At 53.0% G+C, this 7,671-nt stretch carries 5 protein-coding genes; 4 read left to right on the top strand and 1 reads right to left on the bottom strand.

The annotated features are described in order from the left end of the window. Positions 1-421: 421 nt before the first annotated feature. Complete coding sequence (locus A6X21_RS11345) at positions 422-2,701, bottom strand: tetratricopeptide repeat protein (RefSeq protein WP_083233554.1); 2,280 nt, start codon at positions 2,699-2,701, stop codon at positions 422-424. 412 nt (positions 2,702-3,113) lie between these two features. On the opposite strand from A6X21_RS11345, the gene pgm reads away from it, so the two are divergent. The 4 genes from pgm (at position 3,114) to A6X21_RS11325 (ending at position 7,639) form a co-directional block, all read left to right on the top strand. Next, a complete protein-coding gene (gene pgm / locus A6X21_RS11340) occupies positions 3,114-4,760 on the top strand; it encodes a phosphoglucomutase (alpha-D-glucose-1,6-bisphosphate-dependent) (RefSeq protein ID WP_068847947.1) in 1,647 nt (548 codons plus the stop codon). Positions 4,761-4,900: 140 nt separating this feature from the next. Then, complete coding sequence (gene malQ / locus A6X21_RS11335; RefSeq protein WP_068847946.1) at positions 4,901-6,448, top strand: 4-alpha-glucanotransferase; 1,548 nt, start codon at positions 4,901-4,903, stop codon at positions 6,446-6,448. A gap of 68 nt (positions 6,449-6,516) precedes the next feature. Continuing rightward, positions 6,517-6,735, top strand: coding sequence for a hypothetical protein (locus A6X21_RS11330; RefSeq protein ID WP_068847944.1), 219 nt, complete (start codon positions 6,517-6,519; stop codon positions 6,733-6,735). 103 nt (positions 6,736-6,838) lie between these two features. After that, entirely contained in the window at positions 6,839-7,639 is an 801-nt protein-coding gene (locus A6X21_RS11325; RefSeq protein ID WP_068847942.1) for a ferritin-like domain-containing protein, read from the top strand. The last annotated feature ends 32 nt before the right edge of the window (positions 7,640-7,671 follow it).

The following is a 7,671-nucleotide window of genomic DNA, read 5'->3' as shown; positions in this document are numbered from 1 at the left end:
CTACCCGAGACTCGATCTTCTTGAGAACACGAAACTTACGTCACGTCATCAGACTTGTAAAATCGTGGACGGCGTTGGGTGGCACGCTCTGAGGTCTTCCGAAGAGCGTGGTCTTCACTGTGGAGGCTCAATCTGGATTGCTGGATCCGCTGTGTGCCACTGCTGGCTTGCCAGCAGCGCTCCACACGCGGTTTTCTGGGCATGGAATCTCATTATTGGCCCCAGATCACAACACGCTTCCCACCTGACTTTCCCCCTGACTTCGTAGACTTCGAGTTCTTCGTGGTGGAATCGTATTTTCAGAAAGTCGCCATACAGCCCCAGCGAATGCACTCTTTTGGATTACCTTGAGTCGATTCCGCACGGGCTCAAATCTTCAGGAAAGGCTGTTTCCGTTGAATGGCAGCCAGCCCTTGGAGTTTTACCCGCGCAGCTTCCTCTGCAACTCCATCACGGTGGCTCGTTCTGCATCATTTTCCGGAAGCAACTTCAAATATTGATCGACAAGCCGCCCGGCAGCGATCGTGTCACCTGACGCGAGGAATACCTGCACCAATCGCAACAATGTCGGCAGGCCACCATTTCTGAGTTGTGCCCCCGCGCCAGATGCAGCCAGAGCCTGATTAAGAATCAGCCTGGCCAAAGCTGCATCCTGTTCAGCAGGCATCTCTCCATGAGTCAGTTGCCATGCATACTCCTCAACAATCGAAAGTTCGAGGGGGAGCTTCTGATGAGCCAACCGCATCGTCTCCAGCGATTTACCCGGCTGGCTATGCTGCAGATACCACTGGGCAAGATTCTTCCATCCTTCAGCTATGGAAGGCGATTTCTGAGTCGCCATCTGAAACGCCTCCAGTGCTTCATCCGGTCGATTCAATTGCATCAGACAAATCCCCAGATCCGACCACGCCTGCCCATTCAATGGTTCAATCGCAGTGGCTCGAAGAAGCTGCGACTCTGCTTCCACAAACTTGCCTTGTCTGATCAGAAAAGCACCGTAATCGCCAGCCAGAGAAGTATCTTCTGGAAAGCGTGCGACTCCCTCCGCAAAGGTCTTCTCAGCTCGACTCGGCTCATTGAGACCCAGGAACATCATGGCCATCAAGCGATGGAACTCAGCATGTGGGTCAAGACGTTGATTGAGTTCGTTGAACTTATCACGGACGTCTGAGAACTGCTGAAGCTGGATCTTGGCGGTCATCCAGTTGAGCAGGTTCGTGTCCAGGATGGGATCCTGTCGGTAAGCCTCTTCGATATGCACCAGCGCGTTCTGAAGTTCCCCTCTTTGCAGCAACAATTTCCCCAGATTGGCCTGTGCGACAGTCGCCTTGGGATTGGTTTGGACCGTCGCACTCCACAATGTCCAGACATCCTTGTAGATCTCGGTCTGTGAACGGGAAATGAATGCGAGTGACGTCACGATCAACCCCATCCCGAGCAGGGGGACGACGCTCGGCCATTGGAAGCGTCTCTCAGCCGCTTGCCAGGCAAGTGTTAAACCAGCACCTGCCAAGGCCATGATTCCCAGGCTCGCCAGATAGGCAAAATGATCTGCCACATAGGAAAATCTCATGGGGTAAACATTGAAAAAACCAAGCGCCGGAAACAGCGTGCCAATGAAGAACGCAATTCCGACAAACGTTCCCAGGCCAAGTTGTTTTCTAAGGAGTAGAGCGCCGAGCAAAACTCCCAGCGTGGCCACAGGGTAAAGCCATTGCACAGGCTGAGAGGCATCGATGGACCACTTGGGGTAAATGAAAATCAGCGTTTGCGGCCACACAATCTGAAATGCATAGAACCAGGGAATTCGGCCTGCGAGGACAAGTCGATCCCAGAAACTCAAAGGCACATATTCGAACGTTGCGCCCACATGGGTCACTTCCAGATAAGCCGTGAGTATGCCCATTGAAATACCCAGCACAAAGAACGGTGCAGTGATTTTCACATCCCGCCAGGTCAGCCTGCCGCGAACTCCCCAGGCGACAAGCAGTGCTGCCGCAGGAAGTGTGCATGTCACCGTTTTGCTGAGCAATGCTGCCAGAAACAGCACCAGGGCCAATATCCACTTCTTCCAGAACAATGCTTGACTTGATTCAGTTGAAACCTGTCCTCGATTGAGTTTGCCTTCTGTACGAAGCACCCCCAGGCACTCGAGCAGTGGTGTTGCTGCGAGGAAATAGAACACCCCGGAAAGTACGTTCTTCCGTTCGGTGATCCAGGCCACAGATTCCACATGCAGCGGGTGAACAGCAAAAAGTAGCGCAATCAACCACGCTCCCGGGACTTGCAGACGAACCAGCAGGCGGCCAATCAGAACGCTGCTGATGGCATGGAGGAAAATGTTGGTCGCGTGATAGCCAGCTGGCCACAAACCCCACAGGTGATACTCGATCCAGAAGGTTGTGTGAACCAGCGGATAGTACTGCGGTGTACTCTCGGGACTGCTCCAGATGAGCCACAACCCGTGCCATGTTCGCAAAGTCTTGTTCTGTTCAACGTAAGCGTCATCATCCCAGATATAGCCGCAGGCCAATCCCTGGCCATGGGCGAAAATCGTCGCAACGGAGATGACGAGCACCCAAATCCAGAGTCGATGACTGCTTTGTCCATCACCAGCCGGGCGGCCCCATGGTTCAGATGGTGTTGCCGGTAGTTTTTGAGAACTCTTGACCATACCTAAGGTTTCTCGAGTCATTGTCATCAGATTTCAATTCCATCTTTCCCGTATGACCCACGCCACACAGGCTGACGCACATCTTCTTGAATTTGGCGACTCTTGAATTCAGATGTGCTCCACCTGAAGAGAGTAGAACTCTGATCTGTGAAGAAATGATGAGAAACCCGTCCCGGCTTCCGTTGGATGGCACGGGAATCCTGTTGATGATCACACGCCACAGCATTTAGGCTGCGGTTGTCTTTTGAACATTGGTTTCAGTCGGCAGTTTGCATTCCCAAAATGGCGTTTTCGCTCAGTTTTGAAGATGTCATCTGATTTTCGATGGTTTTCTGGTACGCTTCACGCAGTAAGATTTGCCTGCTGGATGCGTGAAGTGTAAACCTCATGGATTCAGGGCTGGCTGACAGATAAAAAATCAACGAAGGAAACTGGTTTCATGGGTCTGCATCAATTGGCTGGCAAGAAAGCCCCCTCTGAGATTCTTGTCGATATCGACCGCCTCTTGCAGGATTACCATGACCGCCAGCCTGACTTAAGCGATCCAGCCCAGCGAGTTTCCTTTGGAACCAGTGGCCATCGGGGAACTTCCCGCAACGGTTCCTTCACTGATGCACATATTGCCGCCATCACTCAAGCGATTGTCGAATATCGGACGGCTCAAGGAGTCACCGGCCCGCTTTACATGGGCCGTGATACTCATGCCCTCTCGACACCCGCACAATTGACGGCCATTGAAGTCCTCGCCGCTAATGGGGTCACGACGGTCATTCACGCCAGGAATCGAGCCACTCCTACACCCGTTATTTCGCACGCCATTCTTACTCAGAATCGAGGGCGAACTTCCGGTCTGGCGGATGGTGTCGTCATCACGCCTTCGCACAATCCTCCTGACGACGGTGGCTTCAAGTACAACGGGACCAATGGCGGCCCTGCCGATACTGACGCCACTTCTGTCATTCAGGATCGGGCGAATGAGATTCTTTCCAATGGCCTCAAAGCCGTAAAGCGGATCTCTTTATCATCCGCCATGGCGTCTGGACATGTGACTGAAGTCGATCTGATCACTCCCTATGTCAACGATCTGGGGAGCATCATTGATATGGATGTCATCCAGAAAAGTAGCCTCTCGATTGGTGTCGATCCCCTGGGAGGATCTTCGCACGATTACTGGGCTCCTGTCGCAGAAAAGTACGGCCTGAATCTGCAGGTGGTGAATCCCATCATTGATCCGCAATTTGCCTTCATGACAGTTGATCATGATGGAAAAATCCGTATGGATTGCTCCAGCCCCTGGGCCATGGCCAGCCTTGTGTCTTTGAAGGACAAATTTGGCATTGCCTTCGCTAACGATCCCGATGCCGACCGCCACGGCATTGTCACACCGACGGGTGGGCTGATGAACCCCAACAGCTACCTTGCCGTTTGTATCCAGTACCTCTTTAAGCATCGTCAGAACTGGAAGGCGACTGCGGGTGTCGGCAAAACCCTTGTTTCCAGCGCGATGATCGACCGTGTCGCTCATGCTCTGGCACGCAAACTCGTCGAAGTCCCTGTCGGTTTCAAGTGGTTCGTCAGTGGACTTTTCGATGGCTCCCTCGGTTTTGGTGGTGAAGAAAGTGCTGGCGCCAGTTTTCTTCGAAAAGATGGTTCGGTCTGGTCAACTGATAAAGATGGCCTGATTCTCGGATTACTGGCCGCAGAAATCACTGCAACCACTGGCAAAGATCCCAGCCAGCACTTCGCCGAACTGGCGGCGAAGTTTGGTTTGCCCGAATACACACGCATCGATCAGCCAGCGACACTCGAACAGAAGTCGATCCTTAAGAAGCTCTCTCCCGAGGATGTACAGGCCACGACATTGGCGGGCGATCTCATTACTCAGCGTTTGACTTCTGCACCCGGCAATCATGCGGCCATTGGTGGTCTGAAAGTTGCAACCGATTTCGGATGGTTTGCGGCACGCCCCTCCGGTACAGAAAACGTCTACAAGATTTACGCCGAAAGCTTTCGCGATCAGCAACATCTCGATCGGATTGTCAGCGAAGCCCGCGAGATTGTCTCGGCTGCCTTGGCCAAAGCATAAAACGCGGGCATTCGTTATCTGTTTCGAGTCGTAGAATCAATGGATTCGAGATCAGCCATTCCCGTCTGATATCTGATTGGCCGTTCATGCCGTCTGGTGAATGGATACTGTCTAACAAGTTTTTGAGGAACTTCTGATTCATGGATCGTGCGAGTGGTGTGCTGCTGCATCCGACATCATTTCCCAGTCGTTTTGGTACGGGAGATCTTGGTCATGAGGCCTATCAGTTTGTTGATTGGCTGGCTGCTGCCGGCCAGTCGTACTGGCAGGTTCTCCCACTGAATCCCGTCGATGCCGGTTATTCGCCCTATCAGAGTCCTTCATCATTTGCTGGAAATCCGCTGCTGATCAGCCTGGAGAAACTGGTTGAAGAAGAGCTTCTCACTCCAGAGGAACTCGATCAGGCAGCGATTGCCGGCGCCTACGGGAGTGGTAGTGCCAGCTTTGAACTGGCTTTCGAGCGGAAAATGCCTTTGCTGCACCGTGCCGCGGAGCGGTTTCACCATCTTCACGAAGATCACGAACTTCAGGTAGCATTTCGATCATTCTGCAGTGCGCAGGCAGGCTGGCTTGATCAGATGGCGTTGTTTGAGGCGCTGAAAAGTGCCAATGCGGGCCGCCCCTGGACGACCTGGACTCATCTCGTCGATCGCTGGCATTACGCCGGCCCGGAAGCCATGACGGTTCTTCAAGAGCCGATCTTCGTGGCCAAGTTCCAGCAGTTCATTTTTTTCAGGCAGTGGAATGAATTGCGTGCCTATGCCCGAAACAAAGGCATTCTCATTATTGGCGATGTTCCGATTTATGTCGCCCACGACAGTGCCGATGTCTGGTCGAATCGTCGCTTCTTTCAACTCAACGAAGCCGGGCAGGCTCTTCAAGTTGCTGGCGTCCCTCCCGACTATTTTTCGGCGACCGGTCAACTCTGGAACAACCCGGTCTATGATTGGCGAGCCCTCGAAGAAGACGAGTACCGCTGGTGGGCCAGGCGGTTACAGGCCGTTATGGAAGCAGTTGACCTCGTGAGGCTGGATCATTTCCGTGGGTTTGAAGCGTATTGGTCAGTTCCCGCGGGTCATTTAACAGCCGAGCAGGGAACATGGGTTACCGGGCCGGGACATCGCCTGTTTGATGCGCTGAGGCGGCAATTGAAGGTGCCCTCAGGGATGACACGCCTCCCGATTATTGCGGAAGATCTTGGTACTATTACTGCTCAGGTCGATGAACTGCGCCTCTCTTTCGGTTTACCAGGGATGAAGGTGCTCCAGTTCATGATTGCTGAGAACGATCCTTTCCAGCCTCAAGAATTTCCTCCCGAGTCGATCTGCTACACTGGAACCCACGATAACGACACCACGGTCGGATGGTTCCAGTCTCATGTCGAACCCTTTAACGATCGCATGGATCGGTTGCGTCAACGTCTGGAACACATGAGCGAAGACATTGCCTGGGATCTCATTGCCGTGGCCTGGAAGAGCCGCTCGAACATCGCGATCGTACCGCTTCAAGATCTTCTTTCACTGCCAGCTGCGGCCCGCATGAATACTCCCGGTACATTTGGCGCGTCAGCTCGCAACTGGATCTGGCAATATGCACCCGGAGTCCTGACAAAAGATCTTGCTGATCGTTTGCAACAACTGACTGTGGCCAATCATCGTTTCCTCGGAGATCGCCCACCACAATTCTAGGTTCCTCAAGTCGAATTCTGGTTGATAGATCTTTTTACAAGCTCTCCCCTCGATCCACGGAACGTCGCATGAGTTCACAGCCGATCCAGCCCTATGATTTCGCACCTCTCGGGAACCTCGATGCCTGCACAGCCACCAATGAGCAGGAAGTGAACCATGCTCACGCATCGGTTTGTTCCCCAGGCTGCCCGGTTTGCGGTGGTCAACTGATGGAAATCCGGCATAAACTCATTTGCTCGCAATGTCATGCAATCTGCGAAACCTGCTGTGAAGGAGGGCGAGGCTGAGTCCTTCGAACTTCCCAGTATTTTTCGAGGATCTTCCCGTCAGCCCTTATGAGTACACTCTTGCTGAAACAGGGCTTATCTGTCTTTTCGGAACATTCAGGACATGGAACTTCGTGAGTTTGCGGAAAAGGTGCTGAAGTTACCCACCTGCATGGAGAAGATTCAGCCCGTTCGGGATTCATTGACCGATCAGAATCCTGGCGTGGCAGAGAAACTCGCACTTCCCGCTCGCGAAGAGAAGCTCACTTTTGGTGCCCGGCGGACGGCACCACCCATGCCGGCCATTCCTCGATTTTCTGAACCTGCTCAACGTGCAATTGCCCACCATATTATGGCCAATCACGAATTGCAGGCACTCGAAGTCATGGCGTGGGTATTGCTTGCATTTCCCGAGGCACCGACTGAGTTTCGCCTGGGGCTGGCAGAAGTCATGAAAGACGAACAGCGGCACACCCGCATGCACATGGAACGCTGCAAAGCTCTCGGCATCGAGTTTGGATCACTACCCGTGAACTCGTACATCTGGCGGCAGGCCATGACCTTCACATCCGTGATGGATTATCTGGCTGGGCTCCCTTTGACATTTGAAGGCTGCAATCTCGATCACAGTCTGGAACTCGAAGACGTTTTCCAATCAGTTGGTGATCTCAAAAGCGCTGCGATCATGCGGAGGATTCATGAAGATGAAATCGAGCATGTGCGTTTTGGTCTCGAATGGTTGCGCCGACTCAAGCCACCCACAATGACTGATTGGGAAGCGTATGAAACGCATCTGCATTTTCCCATGAGGCCCGCCAAATCGGTCGGTCACCAGCTCAATGAAGCGTCAAGGTACAGAACAGGGATGGATGAAGAATTCGTATCGAGGCTCAAAGCCTCTCAAACAGGGGCGATACGAAAGTAACGCTTTCCAAACCTTGAGAGCCCCTTTTTGCC

Source organism: Planctopirus hydrillae (assembly GCF_001707835.1).
GTDB classification, from domain to species: domain Bacteria; phylum Planctomycetota; class Planctomycetia; order Planctomycetales; family Planctomycetaceae; genus Planctopirus; species Planctopirus hydrillae.
The sequence above is the reverse complement of the archived record's forward strand: the minus strand, read 5'-3'. Positions and strand labels throughout refer to the sequence as shown.